General features: G+C 37.5%; 18 protein-coding genes and 1 tRNA gene. 7 read left to right on the top strand and 12 right to left on the bottom strand.

Going from position 1 to position 21,770, the window contains the following annotated elements:
• Positions 1 to 607 precede the first annotated feature (607 nt).
• Positions 608 to 1,723, top strand: coding sequence for a cyclopropane fatty acyl phospholipid synthase (gene cfa, locus ACVWYG_RS13665; protein WP_457270791.1), 1,116 nt, complete (start codon positions 608 to 610; stop codon positions 1,721 to 1,723).
• A gap of 252 nt (positions 1,724 to 1,975) precedes the next feature.
• On the opposite strand, the gene ACVWYG_RS13660 is transcribed toward cfa, so the two are convergent.
• The 6 genes from ACVWYG_RS13660 to ACVWYG_RS13635 all read right to left on the bottom strand — a co-directional run bounded on the left by ACVWYG_RS13660 (position 1,976) and on the right by ACVWYG_RS13635 (position 7,315).
• Entirely contained in the window at positions 1,976 to 2,761 is a 786-nt protein-coding gene (locus ACVWYG_RS13660) for a ThuA domain-containing protein (protein ID WP_457270790.1), read from the bottom strand.
• A 6-nt stretch (positions 2,762 to 2,767) separates the two neighbouring features.
• Positions 2,768 to 3,529, bottom strand: a complete 762-nt coding sequence (locus ACVWYG_RS13655) for a ThuA domain-containing protein (RefSeq protein WP_457270789.1) — start codon at positions 3,527 to 3,529, stop codon at positions 2,768 to 2,770.
• Entirely contained in the window at positions 3,516 to 5,354 is a 1,839-nt protein-coding gene (locus ACVWYG_RS13650) for a glycoside hydrolase family 9 protein (protein WP_457270788.1), read from the bottom strand. Before ACVWYG_RS13650 ends, ACVWYG_RS13655 begins: the two co-directional genes overlap by 14 nt.
• 457 nt (positions 5,355 to 5,811) lie before the next feature.
• The gene (locus tag ACVWYG_RS13645; RefSeq protein WP_457270787.1) at positions 5,812 to 6,825 is read right to left on the bottom strand and encodes a glycoside hydrolase family 18 protein; all 1,014 of its coding nucleotides are present in this window, start codon (positions 6,823 to 6,825) and stop codon (positions 5,812 to 5,814) included.
• A 52-nt stretch (positions 6,826 to 6,877) separates the two neighbouring features.
• Entirely contained in the window at positions 6,878 to 7,030 is a 153-nt protein-coding gene (locus ACVWYG_RS13640; protein WP_457270786.1) for a hypothetical protein, read from the bottom strand.
• Between the two features lie 208 nt (positions 7,031 to 7,238).
• Positions 7,239 to 7,315 (bottom strand) — tRNA-Asn (locus ACVWYG_RS13635).
• Between the two features lie 168 nt (positions 7,316 to 7,483).
• Here ACVWYG_RS13635 and ACVWYG_RS13630 point away from each other — a divergent pair.
• The gene (locus ACVWYG_RS13630; RefSeq protein ID WP_457270785.1) at positions 7,484 to 8,404 is read left to right on the top strand and encodes a PfkB family carbohydrate kinase; all 921 of its coding nucleotides are present in this window, start codon (positions 7,484 to 7,486) and stop codon (positions 8,402 to 8,404) included.
• A gap of 39 nt (positions 8,405 to 8,443) precedes the next feature.
• Here the strand turns inward: ACVWYG_RS13630 and ACVWYG_RS13625 are convergent, their stop codons facing one another.
• Genes ACVWYG_RS13625 through ACVWYG_RS13615 form a run of 3 tightly spaced genes read right to left on the bottom strand, consistent with a single transcriptional unit; the run spans position 8,444 to position 9,885 of the window.
• Entirely contained in the window at positions 8,444 to 8,674 is a 231-nt protein-coding gene (locus tag ACVWYG_RS13625; RefSeq protein ID WP_457270784.1) for a cytochrome b5 domain-containing protein, read from the bottom strand.
• Positions 8,671 to 9,354, bottom strand: a complete 684-nt coding sequence (locus ACVWYG_RS13620; RefSeq protein WP_457270783.1) for a lycopene cyclase domain-containing protein — start codon at positions 9,352 to 9,354, stop codon at positions 8,671 to 8,673. Before ACVWYG_RS13620 ends, ACVWYG_RS13625 begins: the two co-directional genes overlap by 4 nt.
• The gene (locus ACVWYG_RS13615; RefSeq protein ID WP_457270782.1) at positions 9,355 to 9,885 is read right to left on the bottom strand and encodes a hypothetical protein; all 531 of its coding nucleotides are present in this window, start codon (positions 9,883 to 9,885) and stop codon (positions 9,355 to 9,357) included.
• A 200-nt stretch (positions 9,886 to 10,085) separates the two neighbouring features.
• Here ACVWYG_RS13615 and ACVWYG_RS13610 point away from each other — a divergent pair, with 200 nt between their 5' ends.
• The 3 genes from ACVWYG_RS13610 (at position 10,086) to ACVWYG_RS13600 (ending at position 14,192) form a co-directional block, all read left to right on the top strand.
• Complete coding sequence (locus ACVWYG_RS13610; RefSeq protein ID WP_457270853.1) at positions 10,086 to 11,183, top strand: vWA domain-containing protein; 1,098 nt, start codon at positions 10,086 to 10,088, stop codon at positions 11,181 to 11,183.
• Positions 11,184 to 11,369: 186 nt separating this feature from the next.
• Complete coding sequence (locus ACVWYG_RS13605; RefSeq protein ID WP_457270781.1) at positions 11,370 to 12,857, top strand: sigma 54-interacting transcriptional regulator; 1,488 nt, start codon at positions 11,370 to 11,372, stop codon at positions 12,855 to 12,857.
• A 69-nt stretch (positions 12,858 to 12,926) separates the two neighbouring features.
• A complete protein-coding gene (locus ACVWYG_RS13600; protein ID WP_457270780.1) occupies positions 12,927 to 14,192 on the top strand; it encodes a metallophosphoesterase in 1,266 nt (421 codons plus the stop codon).
• Between the two features lie 837 nt (positions 14,193 to 15,029).
• Here the strand turns inward: ACVWYG_RS13600 and ACVWYG_RS13595 are convergent.
• From ACVWYG_RS13595 to ACVWYG_RS13585, 3 genes are all read right to left on the bottom strand, one after another.
• A complete protein-coding gene (locus tag ACVWYG_RS13595; protein ID WP_457270779.1) occupies positions 15,030 to 15,719 on the bottom strand; it encodes a response regulator transcription factor in 690 nt (229 codons plus the stop codon).
• Between the two features lie 74 nt (positions 15,720 to 15,793).
• A complete protein-coding gene (locus ACVWYG_RS13590; RefSeq protein ID WP_457270778.1) occupies positions 15,794 to 17,467 on the bottom strand; it encodes a sensor histidine kinase in 1,674 nt (557 codons plus the stop codon).
• 2 nt (positions 17,468 to 17,469) lie between these two features.
• On the bottom strand, positions 17,470 to 19,350 hold the full coding sequence (locus ACVWYG_RS13585; protein ID WP_457270777.1) for a S9 family peptidase: 1,881 nt from the start codon (positions 19,348 to 19,350) through the stop codon (positions 17,470 to 17,472).
• Between the two features lie 210 nt (positions 19,351 to 19,560).
• Here ACVWYG_RS13585 and ACVWYG_RS13580 point away from each other — a divergent pair, with 210 nt between their 5' ends.
• Positions 19,561 to 21,408 (top strand): tetratricopeptide repeat protein, encoded by a 1,848-nt coding sequence (locus ACVWYG_RS13580; RefSeq protein ID WP_457270776.1) that lies wholly within the window; start codon positions 19,561 to 19,563, stop codon positions 21,406 to 21,408.
• A 44-nt stretch (positions 21,409 to 21,452) separates the two neighbouring features.
• Positions 21,453 to 21,758 (top strand): DUF4286 family protein, encoded by a 306-nt coding sequence (locus ACVWYG_RS13575; RefSeq protein ID WP_457270775.1) that lies wholly within the window; start codon positions 21,453 to 21,455, stop codon positions 21,756 to 21,758.
• Positions 21,759 to 21,770: the final 12 nt, after the last annotated feature.

Raw genomic sequence — 21,770 nt, 5'->3', positions numbered from 1 at the left:
ATTCGATAATTTTGCTTAGTCGCTGCAGGGTACTAATTTTTAGCATTAATTGACTTATTGCGTGTATACTGATATCAATTAACCTTTTTAGCGAGTTGCCACCAGATAAATATAAGCGATTTGTAGACATAAAAAAAGGGTGGTTCTTTTATAAATAGCAATATTATCAAACAACGTTCGCACAAAATAAACTGGAAATTTTATATCGGTTTTATCAGAAGTGTTTCTGTAGCGTGAGGGACAACTTGCGATGTTTTTTTGTGTTGTAAGATGCGGTATTCAGACAACTGGTGGGGGTTTATTATTCCTTTGTGCAAATGATACAATTCCTTTTTATTATTCCTTTTGTACCCCTTGTTCTAATTAAAGGAATGAAAAAAGCAGTTTAAGGCTTTCGCATTTCCTCTTAGATAGGGATTACCATTCTTTAAATTTGTTAGCTAGACTATTGGGATTAATGGTCTCAAAAGGATTATTTTGTGTGTTCTCTTTTGGAACCTAAGTCTCTATTTAGAATTTATAGCCGTTTAGCACACAGTTTTACAGATGTTTGATAAGCAGATAAAATTTCTATTTTTGATGGCTCAAGAGAAAAAATAATCAGCTCATGATTTCACTCAAAGAAATTTTCCGTAAAGCTTTTGCAACTGTTGATGTAGTTGTTGATGGAGACAGGCCCTGGGATATACAAGTAAACAACCCGAAACTTTATAGCAGAATTGTAGGGGGTGGCGCGTTGGCTTTTGGCGAGGCATATATGGACGGATGGTGGGATTGCGAAGCAGTTGATGAATTTTTGCATCGGGTTTTATATCATCGGTTGGATAAAAAATTGCCAAGAGACATTAACACCGCTTTTTATTTTTTAAAAGCAAAGTTTAAAAACATGCAAACAACGGTTCGATCTAAAGAGGTTGTGCATAAACATTACGACATAGGCAACAAGCTTTTTGAGCAAATGCTTGATACTAGAATGATGTACTCTTGCGGTTATTGGCAAACAGCCACTAACTTGGAAGAAGCACAGGAGGCAAAACTTGAATTGATTTGTCGCAAGCTTAAATTAGAAAAGGGTATGCGATTGCTAGAAATAGGATGCGGCTGGGGAGGTTTTGCCAAATATGCTGCACAAAATTACGGCGTTTCTGTGGTCGGAATTACCATCTCTAAACCCCAAGCCGAACTTGCTCAAGAGAATAACAAAGGCCTGCCAGTTGAGATCCGAGTGCAGGATTATCGTGATGTAAATGAGAAATTTGAGCGAATTGTTTCTATTGGGATGTTAGAGCATGTTGGATATCGGAATTTTAGGAAATATATGGAAGTCGCTGCTAAAAATCTAACAGATGATGGGATATTTTTAATTCATTCTATCGGCGGCAATTACGACGCTAAGACGACTGATCCTTGGATAGACAAGTATATTTTTCCTAATGGAATGTTGCCCTCTGCAAGCCAACTTTCTAAAGCTTGGCAGGGATTATTTGTTTTGGAAGATTGGCACAATTTCGGCACTTATTACGATCCAACTTTACTTGCGTGGTTAAAAAACTTTGAAGAGCGCTGGGAAAGCATAAAAGCCGACTACGACGAAACATTTTACAGGATGTGGCGCTACTTTCTTTGCGCTAGTGCAGCTTCTTTCCGATCCAGGAAAAACCACCTATGGCATATTGTGTTAACAAAGCCTATACGTTTAGGTATTTATCAATCTGAAAGATAAGTTATTTTGACGTAATGAACATAAATACTAGTTTTTGTGATTAATTTTTCCAAAACTCAAATTGGCAACAATTGTATGCCGAGCTGCCATAACAATGCTCCATGGCAAATTGATCTTAAATCCATTCATCAATATTCCCTCCCATAGATTCAAATCATTTTGGCCGACGTTCCTAAAAGTAAGAAAATCAGAAAAGAGGATAAATTGTGCATCATGCGCAAACGGTAAAATCTTTCTTCTGTCAAATATTTCTTAACGTTTAAAAACATCTCCTTTTTTATCCGTTGCTATTACCCATTTTAAAGCGTTTATAATAAGCATGTTTTGCGTTGCATCCGTAAAAATATGCCCGGCATGTCCCATGTTTAGGTAAATCATCCGATAATTGGTATTGCTCCAAACTACCGGTGTATCGCCGCCCTGTATAATGTCTTTTAAGCCAAACGGATAGTTATCTGCAGCCAAGCTTGCAAAAACTTTAACGTCTTTGTTTGCTCTCGGACTTGGTTTCCATTGATACCATTCATTAATAGGTGCAATAAAAGTTGGAGGTAAGGCTTTAGTAACCGGGCTCTGCTTTTCGTCGATTACAATTTTAGCGGGCATTGGTGGCCAATTATTAGTGTAAAAAACAGCGCCGCCTAAAAAGTTAACAAACCATGGCCATTTGGTATCCTTATCGTTATATGCGGAAACATGAAAGCCCATCCAACCGCCACCATTGTCCATATATTTTTCAAAAGCTGCTCTTTGATCAATGCTATGAGGAAAATCATTAAGCATCATTACTAGCTGATAATCTTTCAGCTTTTTCACGTTTAAATCGTTAAAGTTGCTGGTGGTATCAAACACAAAACCGTCGCCTATGGTTAAATCTTTAAAAAACTTTATCGCATCATTTGCAAATTGCTGATGATCCGGCTCTACATTGTTACTGTAAAAAGCCAATACTTTAAATCTTGGAAATTGGGCTTTTGCCGAAGTAAGACTCAAGAACAGCAGCAGAACTGTACAACGTGAAAGGGATAGTTTATTCATTTTTTATTATTTTTTTGATGCCCATAAAATGGCGTTGGCAAACATTTTTTTAAACTCCTCCGACCTTAATAAATTGGCGTGGTGTCCCATTAAAAAATATACGTTCTTAGCTTTTTTATTTGGGTTAACCCAAATCACAGGATGATCGCCCATCTTTATATCCGTTGGAGGTTGGTAGCTAGATTCATCTACGTTTGCCAGAACAGTTACATTGGAACGAGGATTTTTATCAAAGATATACCATTCATCATCCGGGATGATAAAACTTCTTGGTAAACCACGCATTACCGGGTGCTTTGTTGCTTCTACGCTAACCGTTCCAGATGCCCTGTCGGCTATGTAGTTTTTAAACTGAATTCCTCCCATAAAATCCGAAAACCATTGCCAAAGTCCGAATCCATCAAATTGGCCCAAAAGTGTGGCATGGTGAAAACCCACCCAACCGCCTCTACCCTCGTCGATGTATTTCTCCAATGCGCCTTTTGCGGTATCCGTCCAATTGTATGGCGGATAATTAAGCTGAATGAACAATGAAAAATCAGCAAGGTAAGCTTCGTTTATTGGTTCGGTATTGTTGATGACAGTGAGTTCTATATGGTTTTTGGTTGCAAAAGGTTGCAACCATCCAAGTGCTGCTACTACAAAACCTTCGTGTTGCCCCCCACGCTCGGTTAAAACCAACGCTTTAATATTTCTTTGTTGCGCTTTAACTGCTTCTAATCCGATGAAAAGAAGAATAGCTAGGATTAAAAATCTACTTTTTATCATCAAAATCTTTATTTGTAATTGCGGTAACTGCCTGTAAAAACCAGCCTGTATGCGGAATCCATTGCTCGCTCCAACGCCATTCGTTTCCGTTATCCTCAACTTTAAAATCTATCCCCGAGCCGTCTGGATTGCCGTCCTTTCCGGTAATTCCGTTAGAAATCCCGCCAATACCAGTTCCATGCCCATACATAGAAGCCATATATGGAACATTGTTTGTGCCTTGGCCATACATCATGCACATGTTGTAAGGGTTGCGGCCTAAAATCCAATCAATTTGATGGAAGGCAAATGCTGCCAAGGAGGATTTAATGCCTAAAGCTCCATTTTTATCAGGATAAACCAAACGCCCACCAAGAATAACCGCTGTTGCCAAAGAAGCAAGTCTTGCATCTTCTCCTTGCCACCACCAGCCACTTTCGTTTTCATGTGGAATAAAAAAACCATGTTTATTGTTTCCATTAAAGTTAAAAACCTGCCTTGCATAGTCAAAAGGATTTGCTGTTTCTTGGTTGATCTTTAATTGAAAATCTAAAAAGCTTTTTATACTTTTCAATGCTTTTTCGCGGTAAGTATGGTTTGTTTCTTCATCTAGGTATCGAACCAAAGCAACTATTGGCAAACCAGCATCTGCCGCATGCCAAAATGGACGTCGATCATCATCCGCAATAAAATAACCTTCGGTAGAAAGTCTTTCGTTTAAGTGCTCCGCTCTTTTTCGAGCTTCGTTTTGGTAAATTAGTTTTTGCGTTGCTTTCCACAGTTCTGTGGCAGCCATTAATGCACAATAATCATCTATAATATTATTCTTTCCATCGTCATCATAGTTTAAGCTAAACTTTTGAAGGTGATCAAAAGCTCTTTCTGCAGTAGCCAAGTATTGCTTGGCAGTGAAATCTCCACCTAAATTCCATTTCGAGATGCGAGCCAAGGCAGCGATTGCCATTCCGCCTCCTTCGCGGTAAGCTGCTTGATAATCTGCAGTGGTTTTACTATCCGCCAACAAACCAACAATCCGTCTGGCATTTGGGTCTTTATCAAAATAGCTGAAAACCGTCATGTAAAAATACCCGTCGGGAGAAAGTGAACGCATCAAATAATCAGCGCCATAGAGTGCTTCTTTGGTATAATTTTCTTTAGCATTTATGTCTTTCAAAAACGACGGAACATTTTCAACAGTGTTAACCATTGCCCAGGTAACCATCGGGATTTGCTGGGGCAGCATAAAATTGGTATAAGCCAAATGAGAAAAATACTTGCTGACATCGCCCGAAGCATCACACCAGCCGCCCCTTAGATCCACCGTCTTTTCGCTTCCATATAACTTAACGTGTTTATCTGCTTCCTGTTCTTGGCGCGAATTTGCTCTTTGGTGATAGAAGAAAGATGCGATGGCTGGAAAAGCAATTTTAGCCAATTCATCGTCTCCAATTTTGAACGTAGGGGAAGCGTATTGTTTTTGTTGAAACTCGAAGACTATGCGATAAGTCCCCGGTTTTTGAAATGATGAAAAATCTAATTTTCGGTAACTTATTTCGCCGCTCCAGTCCTTTACTTGTTCCGCTTTCTTGATTATGCCAGTAAATACAATGCGATCATTTGCTGTATTTTGTACTTGAAAAGCAAGTTTGGTCGGAAAAATTTTATCACTCTTAATGATCGCTTCTTTATTGCTCTTGGTGTTATAGGCAACTTGATTTACTAGCACTTTTATATCGTTTTCTTGCGCGGTGGAATCCATAACTTCCACATGTTGATGCGCAATTCCCGATAAAGGACAATTTATTAAAGTTAAGAGCAACGGAAGAATAATTTTGATCAATTTCATAGCGCTTTTCAGTTTTTTTTAGCCAATTAGGTGAAAACTTAATTCTCAACTACTCTAATATCTAATGATGTTCAATCGTTTGAAAAACCCGTTTTGATTTAAAAAAAATTGTCTGTTCTACCTGTTTTTAGTGCGCCCACCCGAGCAATAGAAAGGCCTTTGCTTAAAATACTTGTTAGCTATTTCCGCAAGTTTTGAGTGCGATCTTTAGCCCCCGAAATGCACAAACTCGCCCGTGTATAGTCATGTAGAAAAGCGGTAGATGCGAAAAATTCTGCAATGGGTAAATGGAAATTCTACTTGTCAGTTTATAAAATAATTGCTTGGATAGTTAGTTTTTAAAACTATCGACTCCTCACAAATTAAGTCAATATATCGGCATTTACAAAACGTATTTTTAATTTTTAGTTCAAAAAAAACAAGCAAGGACAAAGATTTAATCGTTTGAACAAATTGCCTAATTTAAAAGAATTCCCGATGCTACTGCTTTGCTTAAAGTTAACTCGCTATCATTTCCAGCATAGTCCCAATACATGATTCCCAACAGACCTTTTTCTTTTATAAATTTGCACTTTGCTGCGATAGACTTCTTATTTTCGAAAGAGCAAACAAACTGGCCCATTTCATTTATCAAGTAAGGCGCTTTTGCTACTTTATCCCATTTTTCTTTATATCCTTTAAGTGCTATTATTTTGTTATAATATATAAAACTGTTTTCTTCTTTGCCCCATCTACCGTAAAATGGAATACCTAATACCAATTTTTGAGGAGGTACACCCGCTTTGAGGTGCAAACTAACGGCTTCGGCAACAGAGATTTCTTTTGTAAATTTTGATTTATGCAAACCGGAATGATGAAAAGGAGGAGAGGCCATGTCATAGGCCATGATGTTCACAAAGTCAACGTCGTTTATAATTTTTGCAAAATTAATGTAACGAGCATTGGCGATTGTTGCAAGCGTAAGTAATTTATCTGCTCCTAATTCCTTCCTAATTGCCCTCATCATTGTCGTAAAATTTTTGGTATCATCCGGATTTGCAACTATTCCTGCGTAGTCTGCAGTTGGATATTCCCAATCAATATCAATACCGTCTAGCAAAAATTCATCAACCACTCTTTTACAATCTTTGGCAAATAGGTTTCTTAAATTGTCGTCATTCGCCATTTCACTAAAACCTCCACTACCCCAACCTCCTATAGAAAGTTGTATTTTTAAACTTGGCGACTGGTTTCTAAGCGCTACAATTTCTTTTAGTCGCTCTTGATTATCGATCCTTATCCCATTAAAAGAACTGTTTACATGTCCAAAAGCATAATTTATATGGGTAATTAAGTCACGATTGGGAATAATTTTACTCCAGGAAGTTACATAGGCCACCACTATTTTTTTGTTTTTTTGGGGTTTGTCCTGCGCAAAAGTGAATCCAAACAGGCAAATAACAAGGAAATGCAAAATTATTGGACGTTTCATAAAATTAAGAATTGGGTTTGATTTAAAGGGAGTGTAAAATACAATAAGCCAATTACTGTGCAAATAGACTTAATGCAATATCTGTTTTATAAGCAAGTGCCTTCAATTTAAGTAATCCACCTTTTTGGGAAATTTCGTTATTTTCTGTAGAACCACTTTCCTGAATTAGCCAACGCAGTTTGCAGTTCCCTATTTGCAATTCCAAGTCAACTGTAGCAAGTTTCAACGGACGATATTTGGATGTAGAAATTGCTCTTTATTAAGTGTTATGTTCGGTTACACGCCTTTTCTAGGAAAGTTAGCTAGCCAACATCGCATATGCTGAAAGTTTTTTAATGCAAAATGTAGGGTTTAAAATATGTCTTGATTAAAAACCAAAAAGCCTCGCCGGACATGGCAAGGCTTCTCTAATTTGGCTCCCTCTGCTGGGCTCGAACCAGCGACCCTCTGATTAACAGTCAGATGCTCTAACCAGCTGAGCTAAGAAGGAATGTTATCTGTCATCGACATTGCTGCTGATCACTTGCCAAAAACAATAATAAATGAAGCAAAAGCAACCCGTTATGTCTTTGTTTTTGGGAATGCAATATTAGGGCTTTTAAATTATTTATGCAATCTTTGCACAGAAAATTTTTTAAATATTTTTAACGATTTAGATATGAGCCTGATAATCATTGGTACTGTGGCGTTTGATGCGATTGAAACCCCGTTTGGAAAGACAGATAAAATTGTTGGTGGTGCGGCCACTTATGCAAGTTTAGCGGCATCCTACCTCAATAAAAGCACAAAAATTGTTGCCGTAGTGGGAGATGACTTTCCTCAAAACGATATAGAAATATTTAAAAAACATGGCATTGATACCGCAGGGTTGCAAGTAAAGGAAGGTGAAAAGTCATTTTTTTGGAGCGGAAAGTACCGAAATGACATGAACAGCCGCGATACTTTGGTGACCGAACTGAACGTTTTAGAAAACTTTGACCCCATTATTCCAGAAAGCTACCAAGATTGTGAATATCTTTTGCTGGGTAATCTTACCCCTCAAGTACAACAAACAGTTATAAAACGCTTAAAAAACAGACCGAAACTTATTGTGATGGACACCATGAACTTTTGGATGGACATTATGATGGATGACTTGCTTGAAACCATTACAATGGTTGATGTATTGACCATAAATGATGAGGAAGCGAGACAGCTGTCTGGAGAATATGCGTTGGTTAAGGCGGCCAAAAAAATTCTTGCAATGGGGCCAAAATATCTAATTATCAAAAAAGGCGAACATGGTGCATTGCTGTTTAGCGAGGATGAAGTGTTTTCTGCCCCCGCTTTACCCTTGGCCGAAGTTTTCGATCCTACAGGCGCTGGAGATACATTTGCGGGAGGGTTTATCGGCTATATGGCAAAGGTTGAGACGATAAATTTTAACAATATGAAAAACGCCATTATCTATGGTTCTGCCCTGGCGTCTTTCTGTGTAGAGAAGTTTGGAGCGGAAAGATTGATAAACCTTACCGACGAAGAAATAGCTGAAAGAATTGCTCAGTTTATCAAGTTGAGTGCCTTTGATATAGAATTGTAGCGCCGGTTGGGGAAGTGGAAACCTTCCCCAATATTGGCATTACAATTTCCCAACTACCTCAAACTTCTCAAAGACTTCTTGTGTGTGTGGCGCCTCTGCCAATTCTTCTGTTAGGTCTTGGCCTGCCCAATGTTCGTAGTGCTTTCCTTCCCGCCAAAGTCTACTTTGGCTTACATCATAAATTAAACCTTGGTAGGCCACCCAAATTTGTGGTTTATCTTGTCCGTTTCTAAGCGCAAGCTGCTGTAAGGTGTACTGTTGCAAATTCATTTATTTTTGCCTCGGTTTTTAAGCACTTCATATAAGTAAATATTCATCAACAGCAGGGCCATCAGGTAAAAATGATCTTCAAAAGGAATCGTGCCAATCCTGATTCCGATATTTTCTGCATTGTTATAGATAACAACTGGAATGGACGTCAAAAATCCGTTGACGATGTAAAAAGGAATTAATGCAACAAGATAGGCACGATAGAATTTAAACATAAATCGCAGATTATGATTTAGATATTCTACATATCCCAATACAACTAATAAAAAGCCAAAGTTGATAACGGTGTACCAGCGGCTGTATCCAAAATATAGAAAAGCGATGCAAATCCCAAGTAATAAATTGCTTAAAACCAGACTGTACTTTTGCAGCTGGTTGGATGGAAAATACGCATTAAGACATTCATAAATAAAAATACAGGCATAAGGAACAGTTAAAAAGAACAATATTTCCTCCAGAGGAAGCCCGAAAAACTTAATTCCAATAATATAATCTGGATTAAAAGACCAAACATTAAGTTTAACAAAAAGGAGGTCCCAAATTAGGAAAACAACTCCGGTGAGTAGTATAGCCGGTAAAACAAATTTCCATTTACTAAAGAAATGCACTTTCTTGTCGAATGACAGTATGAGCGGGAAAAATATAACTCCTAAATTAATAAGCAGATAGGTATAAGTCATTTAAATAAATTTCTTTAAGATTTTAATTTCCTCGACTGAACAACGGTCGCTTTCTATCATAAACTTTGCAATATTTTTAACGAGTTGGTCTCCTGCTGATTTAAAATTTTCGGTACGGTAATGCTTAATTATTTCCTTTCTGTCCTCCTCTAAATTTTTTCCAAAACCTAAAAATGCGGGAGTATGGTATTCGACAGAAAAACGAATAAACCTAATCTCAAGACTATTGTTGTCCATCTTTACGGCTTGAGCCAAGGTTTTTAGCGATCGATTGATATTTGCAACCTTGTTGTAGGGATTCCAAACATGCTTTGCTTTCAACGCCTGTAGTGCACCAACGTATGCCACCAGCAAAGGCGTTTTATGCTGCAGCTCACTTAATTTATCAAATAAAGAGTCTGTCGTTTTGCTACTTTCTACGGCCCTAATTAAATCGACTTTTACCTGTGACAATTGTTTTTCAGAAAGCTGTGCAGATGCGCCGCTATAGCATAGAGTTAGAAGAAAAACGTACAATATTGTTTTACGCATATCAATTGCAAAGATAAATAAACAAACCAGATTACGTCTTTAGATATAGCTACAATTCGGCGATAAAAGGGCGTAAGATCTCCAGTCTCGATCCGCTTTAAAGATCATGCTGGATATAAATGTAAAAGATTAAAAATGACACCCTGCTTAAACTAATGCACAGTGAAACTTTTACCTTAGATTATCCGTTAATACAACACATGAGAGGTTTTCGTTTTTCAGATTATGTACCCAGTGACGCTCCAAAAGGTGGTTTTGATGAACTGCTAAAACTGTTTAGTGAACTGCTTAATTATACTGCCGGGGATGCCGACGAGGCTTTAAGCTGGTTAAATGAGCTAGATAAACAGTATAAAATTACCAATAACGATTACGGTATGGGTGATTTTATCGACGAGCTTAAGGATAAAGGCTATTTAACCGAAGACAACAAAACCGGGGAAATAAAGATCACCGCCAAAACAGAACAGACCATTAGAAAGTCTGCGCTGGAGGAGATTTTCGGTAAGCTTAAAAAAAGCGGTAGAGGAAATCACAACAGCAATCAAAGTGGTATTGGTGAAGAAAAAAATGCCGATAGGAGGGAATATAATTTTGGCGATAGTCTGGATCAGATCGACATGACAGCCTCTATCCATAATGCCCAAATTAACCACGGCATCGGCAATTTTACGCTCACAGAAAGAGATTTGGAAGTTGAGGAAAAAGATTTTAAGACTTTAACCTCAACCGTTCTAATGATAGACATTTCTCACTCCATGATTTTATATGGAGAAGATAGAATTACGCCTGCCAAAAAGGTTGCAATGGCATTGGCGGAACTTATAAAAACAAAATATCCAAAAGATACCCTGGACATTGTGGTTTTTGGAAATGATGCTTGGCCAATTTCTGTAAAAGATTTGCCGTATTTACAAGTTGGTCCGTATCATACAAACACTTATGCAGGTTTAGAGTTGGCTACGGATTTGTTACGTAGGCGAAAAACGCATAACAAACAAATTTTTATGATTACTGATGGCAAACCAACTTGTTTAAAAGAAGGTGGCAAATATTATAAAAATAGCATGGGCTTAGATAGAAAGGTGATTAACAAAACCTTAAATATGGCAGCGCAATGTAAACGATTAAAAATTCCCATTACCACATTTATGATTGCGAAAGACCCTTATTTGCAACAATTTGTAAGGCAATTTACTGAGGTTAATGGCGGTCGCGCATTTTACAGCTCCTTAACCGGGTTGGGAGAATATATTTTCGAGGATTACATCAAAAATAGAAGAAGAACAGTAAAATAGACCTGAGCATAAAGAACTAGGAAAAAAAACCAATAAGCTATATTAGGCACGTCCTCTTTCCTTAAATAAAAATTAACATTAAAATAATTAACTAGATAAAAGAATTAGCAGCGAGAAACGAAGATAGACTATCCATTACAAAGCGTCTTTTATCTTTGCTCCTTGTTCCTTACTCCTTCAACACATATGCAAAATACCACATTAGGCCAATTAAAAAGCACTGGTTACCAGACTAGATCGGTAAAAGAAGAACTTAGAGAGAATTTAATTAAAGTTTTAAAGGATAAAAAATCAGAATTTCAAGGCATCATTGGTTATGATGAAACTGTCATTCCTGAGTTGCAAACAGCAATTTTATCACGACACAACATCCTGCTTTTAGGGTTGCGCGGACAAGCAAAAACCCGAATTGCTAGGTTGATGGTAAATTTATTGGATGAATATGTGCCGTATATTGTTGGTAGCGAAATTTTTGATGATCCTTTGAATCCAATTTCTTGGTTTGCGAGAAACGAGATAGCGACCAAAGGCGATGAAACAGAAATTGCTTGGTTGCACCGAAGCGAGCGTTATACAGAAAAGTTGGCTACACCCGATGTTACCGTGGCAGATTTAATTGGCGATGTAGACCCTATTAAGGCCGCAACCTTAAAACTTACCTACAATGACGAGCGAGTTATTCATTTTGGATTGATACCGCGGGCGCACAGAGGTATTTTTGTAATAAATGAATTACCGGATTTACAGGCCAGAATTCAGGTGGCGCTCTTCAATATGCTGCAAGAAAAGGACATCCAAATCCGCGGTTTCAAATTGCGTTTACCTTTAGATATCCAATTTGTTTTTACTGCAAATCCGGAGGACTATACCAATAGAGGAAGTATTGTCACTCCGCTTAAAGATAGAATCGAAAGTCAGATTCTTACACATTATCCAAAGAGTGTAGAGATTTCTAGAAAAATTACTTTTCAAGAAGCTAGGCTTTCTGCAGATCAGAAAGAAAAAATCGAAGCTGATGGATTGATAAAAGATCTTATAGAACAAATTGCTTTCGAAGCCCGAAAGAGTGAATTTATCGATCAAAAATCTGGCGTTTCGGCTAGGCTAACCATTTCCGCTTACGAAAACTTAATTAGTACTGCGGAACGCAGAATGCTTATTGCGGGAGAAAAAAACACGGTAGTGCGGCTTGCAGATTTAGCAGGAATTATTCCCGCCATCACCGGAAAAATAGAGCTTGTTTATGAAGGAGAACTGGAAGGTCCGGCTCACGTGGCTTCTATCCTAATTGGCAAAGCCATTAAAAGCATGTTTACTAAATTTTTTCCAGACCCGGAAAAAGCTAAGAAAAGCAAAACTGCTAACCCTTACAACGAAATTACAGAGTGGTTTACTGAAGGTAATAACTTAGATTTAACGGACTCGCTAAGCAACATACAGTATAAGAAGGCTTTGATGGAAGTTCCTAAATTATTTGATCTTGTTAAACGTTTTCATCCAAAGTTGAGCGAAAGTCAAACCTTGCTTTTGATGGAATTTGTGCTGCACGGATTGGCAGAATATTCTCAATTAAATAAAAATTATGTAAGTGGGGGTTTTGGTTTTAGCGATATGTTTGGGAGTTTGTTTAACGAAGAGTTTGACAGCGAACAGGACGAGGATGATTTCAGATAAAATACAATAATGATTTATAATGGGCAGTAACACAATTCTGCCCATTTTTGTACAACGATAAACTTTAACATGGGTCGATTACCCCTCATCATAGCTGCTTGTATTTTTATAACTGCTTTCGATTTTTACTTCTTTTCAGCCATTTTATCAACTTTTAATAAATGGAAACCTTCTACGAGAAAGGTTTTTTCTGTCGCTTATTGGCTATATAGCGCACTCCTGATTATAGGCGTATTTTGTGGCATTTATCTAGATTTAATTTTAACACTTCGTGCAATTATTCTCGTTGCCTTCTTTCTAACAGTGGCTTGTAAATTTGTCATGTTGCCTTTTCTAATTGTTGATGACATTAGACGAGGTTGGATTAAGTTACAGAGATATTTTGTTAAGTCAAAAGTCGAAACAAAGGCAAATGGCAATCCGGCATTATCAATCGAAGCACCAATTTCTCGATCTTCTTTTTTGGTAAAGGCAGGTTTAATTACCGCAGCGGTGCCACTAACATCACTGAGCTGGGGCATTATTTCTGGCGCTTACGATTACACGATAAAAAGGGTAGACCTAATATTACCCAACTTGCCTTCAGCTTTCGAAGGGATCACCCTTGGACAAATCTCCGATATACATTCCGGCAGTTTTTATAATAAAACCGCGGTAAAAGGAGGTGTAGAAATGCTAATGAAGGAAAAACCTGATTTCATTTTCTTTACTGGAGATTTGGTGAATAACCTTACCAAAGAGGTGAGAGATTATCAAGAGATGTTTTCTAAAGTGAAAGCGCCATTGGGGGTTTTTTCTAGTTTGGGAAACCACGATTATGGCGACTACTTCTTCGGCGCGCAGTCCTCGCCTGCAAAGGTTAAAAATTTAGAGGACATGGTGACCGTGCATAAACAAATGGGCTACAGTTTACTTAGGAATGAAAATAGGCGATTAAAGGTAAATGGAGCGGAGATAGGCATCCTAGGAGTCGAAAATTGGGGAATGGGCCGTTTTCCAAAATATGGAAAAATGGAGCCGACCATAAAAAATACCGACGATTTGCCGGTGAAGCTTCTATTAAGTCATGATCCATCTCATTGGCGTGCACAAATTTTACCTCAATATCCACAAATAGACGCTATGTTTAGCGGACATACACACGGTATGCAATTCGGACTGCGCTTCAAAGAAATCCAGTGGAGTCCAATTCAATACATTTATAAAGAATGGGCAGGACTTTACAGAGAAGCGCACCAGCAGTTATACGTAAACGTTGGTTATGGTTTCTTGGGTTATCCAGGTAGGGTAGGAATCTTGCCGGAAATTACAATTTTTACCTTGAAACGGGCTTAAATCTAAGAAGTTAAACGCAGACAAAGGAAGAAATACCTTCGAAGTCAGGATCAACTTTACAATATTTATGGCCAATCGCTGCCACGTTCATAACTATGGCTCATACTTTTTGTCAGCGGTACACGGTTATTTTTTCAAGGAATACATCGCGTGCCAAAACTAAGCTGTAGCGGCAGATTGCGGAGAATGAGCGACTCCAGCAAATTTTTGCCTGAAGCCGCCGGAAACATTTAGGCTTAAGGCTTCAAAAAATTATTAAAGAGATTTGGGCGCTTTTACCTGCTTTCCGTTGTATCTTTCCACAGCCGAAAAGGCCGATGGAAAGGATGCCACTCCAATCAGGAGCGCTAGCATGGTTCATAACTATGGCTCATACTTTTTGTTCGCGGTATACGGTTTTTTTTTCCGGGAATACATCGCGTGCCAAAACTAAGCTGTAGCGGCAGATTGCGAAAAATGAGCGATTCCGGCAAAATTTTGCCTGAAGCCGCCAGAAACATTTAGGCTAAAGTTTTCAAAAAATTATTAAGGAGATTTGGGCGCTTTCACCTGCATACATCTGGCTACTCGCTAACACAAAGGACAGTAACTAAATCCTTTCGCTGCGGCCTCTGCACAACCAAAGGAATAATTCAAGAACCCAAAACGCCCCGAAAAAAATGTATGTCAATTTTTGAACTTTTGATCGATACTCTAAGCCATTTTAAGGAGACAAAAGGATAGATTTAAAGGCGCAAATTTTGCGGGCAAAGTGATGTATTTTTTGATTGCTCCCAATAAATTCCTGGCTTCTACCCATTTGCACTAAATTTTTGGCGTTAATCTAACCTTTGTGGATCAATTTGCATCGAATTTATAACCCACTCCGCGTACTGTTTGTAATAAATGCGGACTATCGGGGTTGTGTTCTATTTTTTTTCTAAGCCTAACAATGTGCATGTCTAATGTTCTTGTATTCACATCGGAATTGTATCCCCAAACGGCCAACATCAACTCATCTCTGCTAACAACCTTGCCTGCATTACGTAAAAAATAAAGCAAGATTCGGTTCTCCAGAATAGTTAATTCTATCTTTTTACCATTCTTAATTAAAGAATGGATATTTGGATGATGCTCCATGTCGGCAAATCGGTGGATCTCTGTAACATCTTTATTTACTACGAATTTTACCTTACTGTCTAGCATCGCTACCAATACACCCATACTAAACGGTTTGGTTAAATAATCAGAAGCGCCAAAACTAAATGCATCTATTTTATCTACATCTTGCGCTTTAGCAGTAAGCATAATAATTAAGTTTTCGAAGCCTTTTTTCCTAACGCTTTCGCACACCTGGGCGCCTTGCTTACCTGGCAACATCCAATCTAACAATACAATATCGGGCTGCTCTTCTAAAATTATGCGCTCACCTTCCTCTCCATCTTTTGCCTCCAAAACTAAATAACCTTCAGTTTTTAACCGATGCGAAATTAAGAATCTTAAATTTTCATCATCTTCAACAATTAATATTTTAACTTCTTTTGTCATTGTTATAATACTTTAATAAATCATTTCTTTTTAAAGTGCTTTAGCCTAATTATCTAACTGATAATACATGTAAATTAGTGCGTATAAGGCAATACAATTTTAAATTCAGTACCTACACCGAGTTTACTTTCAACTGTTATATCGCCTTGCATAAAATTAGCCAATTCTTTGCAAAAGGCTAAGCCTAAGCCAACACTTCCTGTTTGATTGTATTCGTTTTGCACCCTAAAAAACTTTTTGAACACATTTTTCAATTCGCTTCGCGGGATGCCTATTCCTTTATCTCTAAAATAGAAAACTAAAAAGCCTTTTTCTAATACTGCCTTAATTTGAAGATTTTTTTTCCCCGGGTTAGAATATTTGTAGGCATTTTCTACCAAGTTATCGAACAGGCTGCCTAGTAACACAGGATCTGTAATAAAAGTTTTAAAACCTGTAATTTCATATTCAATTTGAAAATCATCATGCTTTAACTGATGCGTATCTATGGTATCCTCTATAAAATCTTTGATGTTTACTTCGTCTTTATTTAGCCGAATAGATCTATTTTCTACCTGAGTAAATGCTAACAATTTGTTAATTAATCCATTTAACTTATCGGCTTCTTCGTCTAAAATTTTGCCATAATGGTTTAACTCTGAAGGACTAAGCGAAGAACCGCTCTTTATATTGTTGCCGGCAATTTTTATTACGCTAACTGGTGTTTTAAACTCGTGCGTTAAATTGTTTACGAAGTCATATTGCAGCTCAAATATTTTACCATTTATGCGCAAATTTCTGTAGATTAAAAATGCAACCAGCAACAGTACTCCATAAATAAGCAGTAATACCCCGGCAATTGGAAAGAAATAAATTAAAACATCGCTTTTAATGTGAGCTTTGGAAGAAGTAAAGTACAGCTTAAAATTGGAGAAAGCACCGGGCAGCGCAATGTCGGTATTAATGTTGGTTTGTAAATTGTTAATCGGATCATACGTAATAGGCACTACTTTTACAGTTTCATAAAGTTTTTTACGCGTGTTAATAACCTTGAGCAAATAAGGGTTTAACTGAAAAACCATCATATCTTGCTGATAGATTGGAGATGGATCCAATTTTTTCCTGATCATCTTTTTATAAACTTTTAAGTCCTCTAGTCTGGGAATATTTAGATAGGTAATTCGGCTATCGTTCGGAGAAATAACCGAAAAATTAGTGAATAAATCTTCTTGATTCGGGACTAGCGAAGTGTCTAACTGATCTACAAAAGTGACGAGTTTATAAGCCATCAAATTAAAATCATCTCCAACTTTAAAACGTCGTGTATTGTCCAAAGAAAACAACTTTACAGAATCTGCCCTAACGTTTTTACCAAATTGATAGATGGATTTTGGCCCGATAGAAAGCTTTTCCACATTCATTCCGTCTTTTACTGGCGTATTTTTAACTTCTGTATCGTAAAAAACCACTTTAGAAACAAAAGGATATTTTATGAGTACGCTACCAATAAATTTTGCAGCGGTTGCGGAGTCTAGAAAACCATTATAGTAAGAAATTTCAGGCAGTTTATTCTGGAAAAAATCGGCGTAAGGTTTTAAACTTTCTTCTAGTACATTTATTTTCTCTGAGGCGAAATCATTTTCTATAGATTTTTTGCTGTACTTAAAAGCCAAAAACAAGGATGTAATGAAAGCTATTGAAATTAAGACAAAGAAAATAACACCCAGCCTTAAGCTATTCCGGTATCCATTTTTCCCTTTTTCGGCCATTGTTATTTTAAATTTTCCTCTAAAAATACTTTTAGCGATTTGTATAATTCTGTTCGGGCTTGCTGCTTCAAAATTGGGTTTGCACTGTCTTCTTTTTCGACGTAAGTAACTGGTACATTTCGCTTTTTAAGTTCTTTAATAAATTGAATGCCTTCTGCCACATTTACTTCAGGATCATTGGGGTTTTGAGCAATAAAAACAGGTCTCTCAAATTCATCGGCATGGAAAACCGGAGAAGCCATGCGCAAAGCTTCTGAATCGGAGATCGGGTTGCCGATCACTTCATAATACATTTGAAGATATGATTTAAAATAAGGAGGAATGGATTTCAGATAGCTAAAGAGATTGATAACACCAGAATTGGAACCTCCACAACGGTACATTTTTGGATTTTTGTAAAGACAATTTATTGCCAAATAGCCGCCAAGTCCGTTGCCGTAAATGGCAATTCTATTTGGATCGGCAATTTTTTGATTGATTAACCATTTTACACCAGTATTGACATCACTTTGAATCTTTCCGTTCCATTCCTTAAAACCGGCAGAATAAAATGCTTTTCCATAACCGGACGAGCCTCTGTAATTGATTTGTAAAACGGCATAACCTCTGTTCGCTAAAAACTGTACTTCGGCGTCATAGCCCCAACTACTCCGTCCTCGTATCCCATCGTGGGGCAGCACAACAACCGGTAAGTTTGTGAGTCTTTCTTTTTTTGGAAGTGTGAGATAACCATGTATTGTCAGCCCATCATCTGTTTTAAAACTAATGGGTTTGGTTGCACTCATGTCCTCCTCATTTATAGATGGATTAATGTCGGCCAGTTTTTTAAGCTTATTATTGCTACTGGTATAAAGATAATAGGAGCCTGGATTTCTATCAGTGAACGTTCTGATAACAAAGACATGGTCATCGTTGTCCTTATCTATAATCCTCCATTCAGAACCTGGCAACAGCTTGTCTATTTTAGTATTTGCCAAGCGTGTACTGTCATCAAGATAGAATTTTTCCTTCCGCCAGGTCTCACAGGTCACAAACAATATTTTCCCTTTTTTTTGAGAGTATTTAGCGCTAATGACGTCTAAACTATCGTTTGCAAAAAGAATACTATCTTCTCTTCCGGTAGATAAATTCATGGTTACCAACGCATTCCTATCACGGTTTACATTAGAAATTGCGTAAATTACGTCAGGCTGCTTTTCAGAAAAAGCAATGGGCATTAAGCTACTGTTAAAATTATTGGTTACTACGGGCTTAAATGGCTGCTGTTCATTTTTACGAAACAATAACGTTTCATTTACGCCATCGCTCGCTATCGCAATTCGCAACACCCCTTTGTTATCGGTCATCCAACTAGTAACATTCCCTGGGTTTTTTGCAGCCATTTGCATACTTCCATCGCGCACGTTAAGTCTGTAAACATCAAAAACGGTTGAGTCTCTTTTATTGGAAAGTACCACAATGTATTTGTCGTCTATCAATTGATCCTCAATTACACGAAGGCTAGATTTTTTGCTCGCGTTTAACAGGAAAAGTTTGCCCCCATTTCTATTGACTAAGAACAAATTAGATTTTCGATCTTTCCCATTTTCTTCAGCGTAAAAAATAAGTTCGTTGCTGCTCGTCCAAAAATAAAAGCTTATGTCTTTATCGGTTAAATTGGTGAGCTGTTTCTTTTGGCCTGTAGCAAGATTTTCTACGAAAAGCGCCGATTTCTTATTTTGTAATTGTAGGTAGGCTAGGGTTTTCCCATCTGGCGATACACGGTAATAGGCCTTATCACGCGATTTAAAAAAATCATCAACAGGTATAGTATTCGCTGTTTCCTTGTTCTTACAACAGAAAAGTAATGCAGATAAAATGATGATACCTATTCCTTTTAACATAGAATCTTATTAATAAACCAGAAACCATTTCATTCTTTCAGCCACTTAATGAAAAAGAGTTTAAACTGATATTAGGGACTCAATGTAGCATTTTAACTTACCAAAACTGCATAGCATAGAGTAACATTTTTATAACCAAGCGCTGCACACGCTTTCTTTTCGAGAAGTGAAGCAGCGGGCATTTTTCCTTGGCGCTTTATTCTTATATTTATGGCGCAAATCAGTTGGTCTATGTTGAGGTGTTTTTTTGTATTTCTTTGTTTTTTTTCAACCGCTGTTTCTGCGCAAGTTATTGGTCAAAGGCCTCAGATCGCAGATAGCGAAAGCAGTTTAGCCATACAATATTATAGAGATGGCGAATTTGAAAAAGCTGCAGCTTTGTTCGAGAAAGTATTCGAAAAACCAAATAGCGACCTCTTCTTCAATGTTTATTTTAGCACGCTGCTAAAATTAAAAAAATACGCCAAAGCAGAATCATTGATAAAAAAACGAGCGAATGCAGATCCAACAAACGACGATTATGTAATTGCCCAAGGTAAAATCTATCAGGAACAAGGCGACGAGAAAAATGCCGGTAAAATTTTCATGAAATTGATCAATCAATTGCCGAAAGACGAATTTAGAGTTCGGATATTAGCCAATTCTTTCTATCAATATGGAAATTATGATGAAGCCGCAGAGACCTTTAAACGCGGCAGGGTATTGTTGGAAGATCCAAACGCTTTTACCTTCGAACTGATAAATCTTTATCGGTTTAGGAAAGATAAGCCAATGTTAATGCAAGCTTATTTAGATGCGTTGGCAACTATGCCAGAACTCTTGCCGCAGGCAGAAAGCGTTCTTTCAAACGCTTTCGACGACAATGCGGATTACATAAATTTTCAAACGGGTATTTTAAAAAAGATCCAAAAACAACCCGATGCAACGGTTTACGTAAAGCTTTTAACCTGGAATTACATCCAGATGCAGCAATACGATATGGCGCTAAGGCAACTAATTGCATTTGATAAAAGAACAAAAGATGATGGGTCTACCTTGTTCAACTCCTTGGAAGTTTTTGCCAACAACAATGCTTTCGATAGTGCAATTAAGGGCTATGAATATTTGGTGGCTAAAGGGGAAGAAAATTCTTACTTTCTTCCCGCCAAAGTAGCGCTGCTGAATACCAAATACAGTTTGTTGATAGAAGGGGTAAAACCTGAAGAGGATGTAAATAAACTAGCTCGAGCATATGAAGATTTGCTGGCTAAGTATGGCAAAAATAAAAATACACTTTTTGCGGCTCAAAAGCTTGCACAGCTCAATGCTTACTATTTAAATAATCCAAAGAAGGCGCAGGAAATTTTAGAACAAACTTTGGAAATACCTGGTTTGCCAGAAACTCTTATTGGCGAAATCAAACTATCATTGGGAGACATCTATATTTTAAATAGACAACCTTGGGATGCATTTTTGACTTACGAGCAGGTCGCAAAACAGTTTGAAGGTCAACAGATTGCAAACGAAGCGAGTTTTAAAAGCGCAAAATTGTCGTTCTATCAAGGAAATTTCGAATATGCATTGTCGCAATGTCAAGTGCTTAAAGCGGCAACTTCGCAGCTCATTGCAAATGATGCACTAAACTTGAGCTTACTTATTACGGATAACAACCAGGATCCTAAAGACAGCAGTGCACTGAAGATGTACGCCGATGCAGAAATGCTGATTTTTAGAAATAAAACGCAACAAGCCATTCAAAAATTAGATAGCGTAAATGCTGTTTATCCAAAAAATAGCTTAGCAGATGCGGTATTGATGAGCAAATCTCAAATCTACATCAGCGAAGCTGATTACACCAAAGCAATAGAAACGCTAACAAAGCTGGCAATTCAATACAAAGATGGAATTTTTACCGACGATGCACTATTTATGCTCGGCGATTTATATGAGACCAAGTTGAAAGATAAAGATAAAGCCAAGATCTATTTTGAAAAACTGATTACAGATTATTCTGGCAGCATGTTTGTATCCGACGCACGCAAACGATTTAGAGCGCTTAGGAGTAACGATGGTATTTAGCTGGAAAAACTCCAAAAACAATATTCGTTTTCTAACTTTACAGTATGATTTTATACAATGTTACCTTAATTTTAGAGGAAGGTATTGCAAATGATTGGTTAGATTGGATGCAAAAAGTTCATGTTCCTGCAGTTATGGATACAGAAAAATTTATTTCGTATCGGTTGTTGCGCGTCTTGGATTCTCCTAATGAGGGCGTTACTTATTGTACTCAATATGTTGCAACGAGCGAAGAAAAGTATAAGGAATATCTAGCAGAATTTGCTCCGGCACTTCAGCAAGAACTTAACGCAAAGTTTGCGAATAAATTTGTGGCCTACAGAACTTTGATGGAATTTGTAGCGTCTTAAACCCATTCTAGC

The sequence above is a fragment of the Pedobacter sp. UYEF25 genome, from assembly GCF_054061655.1.
The sequence above is the reverse complement of the archived record's forward strand: the minus strand, read 5'-3'. Positions and strand labels throughout refer to the sequence as shown.

Bases quoted from the DNA above. Each gene is read 5' to 3' on its own strand.
- cfa (WP_457270791.1), top strand. From the start codon at position 608: ATGATTTCACTCAAAGAAATTTTCCGTAAAGCTTTTGCAACTGTTGAT.
- ACVWYG_RS13660 (WP_457270790.1), bottom strand. From the start codon at position 2,761: ATGAATAAACTATCCCTTTCACGTTGTACAGTTCTGCTGCTGTTCTTG.
- ACVWYG_RS13655 (WP_457270789.1), bottom strand. From the start codon at position 3,529: ATGATAAAAAGTAGATTTTTAATCCTAGCTATTCTTCTTTTCATCGGA.
- ACVWYG_RS13650 (WP_457270788.1), bottom strand. From the start codon at position 5,354: ATGAAATTGATCAAAATTATTCTTCCGTTGCTCTTAACTTTAATAAAT.
- ACVWYG_RS13645 (WP_457270787.1), bottom strand. From the start codon at position 6,825: ATGAAACGTCCAATAATTTTGCATTTCCTTGTTATTTGCCTGTTTGGA.
- ACVWYG_RS13630 (WP_457270785.1), top strand. From the start codon at position 7,484: ATGAGCCTGATAATCATTGGTACTGTGGCGTTTGATGCGATTGAAACC.
- ACVWYG_RS13625 (WP_457270784.1), bottom strand. From the start codon at position 8,674: ATGAATTTGCAACAGTACACCTTACAGCAGCTTGCGCTTAGAAACGGA.
- ACVWYG_RS13620 (WP_457270783.1), bottom strand. From the start codon at position 9,354: ATGACTTATACCTATCTGCTTATTAATTTAGGAGTTATATTTTTCCCG.
- ACVWYG_RS13615 (WP_457270782.1), bottom strand. From the start codon at position 9,885: ATGCGTAAAACAATATTGTACGTTTTTCTTCTAACTCTATGCTATAGC.
- ACVWYG_RS13610 (WP_457270853.1), top strand. From the start codon at position 10,086: ATGAGAGGTTTTCGTTTTTCAGATTATGTACCCAGTGACGCTCCAAAA.
- ACVWYG_RS13605 (WP_457270781.1), top strand. From the start codon at position 11,370: ATGCAAAATACCACATTAGGCCAATTAAAAAGCACTGGTTACCAGACT.
- ACVWYG_RS13600 (WP_457270780.1), top strand. From the start codon at position 12,927: ATGGGTCGATTACCCCTCATCATAGCTGCTTGTATTTTTATAACTGCT.
- ACVWYG_RS13595 (WP_457270779.1), bottom strand. From the start codon at position 15,719: ATGACAAAAGAAGTTAAAATATTAATTGTTGAAGATGATGAAAATTTA.
- ACVWYG_RS13590 (WP_457270778.1), bottom strand. From the start codon at position 17,467: ATGGCCGAAAAAGGGAAAAATGGATACCGGAATAGCTTAAGGCTGGGT.
- ACVWYG_RS13585 (WP_457270777.1), bottom strand. From the start codon at position 19,350: ATGTTAAAAGGAATAGGTATCATCATTTTATCTGCATTACTTTTCTGT.
- ACVWYG_RS13580 (WP_457270776.1), top strand. From the start codon at position 19,561: ATGGCGCAAATCAGTTGGTCTATGTTGAGGTGTTTTTTTGTATTTCTT.
- ACVWYG_RS13575 (WP_457270775.1), top strand. From the start codon at position 21,453: ATGATTTTATACAATGTTACCTTAATTTTAGAGGAAGGTATTGCAAAT.